Annotated in this window: 1 protein-coding gene; it reads right to left on the reverse strand. The window is 34.6% G+C overall.

Features of this window, described 5'->3' with window-relative positions; translation table 11 throughout:
• Positions 1 to 899: sugar-binding domain-containing protein (locus HNS40_RS22470; protein WP_172284947.1), on the reverse strand; the 899-nt coding region annotated here is incomplete at both ends.

Genomic DNA, 899 nt, shown 5'->3' on the forward strand with positions numbered 1-899 from the left:
ATCAACCCAGCCTGCACCTCGAATACTAATCTTCTCCCCATTAATCATAAATCCTCTATGACCATCTTCATTATAATAATCCTTGACTTCTCTAATCCCGAATTTCATATCATGATTGGCTATGGTCTGAGCACCTGATGAAAAAGAAATCCTTAAATCATGTAAAACAGGTTCCCCAATGGTATGTGGCCACCAAAGTTGGGGATTGTCTATTGTTAATTCATGGAATTCCGATGGATGAAAAATCACTTTTATAGTTTCATTGGCGGCAATGGATACTTCCTTATTTATTGTTTGACCTAAAAATTTCAAATTTACGATACCTTCTACTTTTTGATCATCATAATTTTTCAACTTCATGCTGATAATTTCTTCAGATACCTTGTAGTTTCCATTTTCAAAAACAGATTCCACATAAGGCTCGCATATTTGAACTTTATCAATCTGATTTAAATAAACTGGACGGAAAATTCCCATATTCTGATCAGGAGGAGAAGGATTCCAATCCACAAAACCAATACTAAAATCACCAGCTTTTGGAGGATAAACCTGAACAGCAATTATATTTTCACCTCTTTGAATATGCGAACTCACCTCATATCGATATTGCTTAAAAGCATTATTTACAGTATTTGTATCTGCCAATAATTTCCCATTCAACCAAATATTCGCATTATAATTAATTCCATCGAACTGCAATTCAAAGGCTTCATGCATATTATCAAGAGTAAAGACCTTACGATACCACCAGGCTTGCTGATAATCCTCCTCTGGTATTTTGGTCATATTATCTCCGAAATAAATATCCTTATAAATACCATTTTGAACTTGAGCATTTAGAACCGTGGTTGGAACAGTGGCCACTATAGCAGATTCTACATAAAATGAACTTGAGGATA

Source organism: Lentimicrobium sp. S6 (assembly GCF_013166635.1).
Lineage (GTDB): Bacteria > Bacteroidota > Bacteroidia > Bacteroidales > UBA12170 > UBA12170.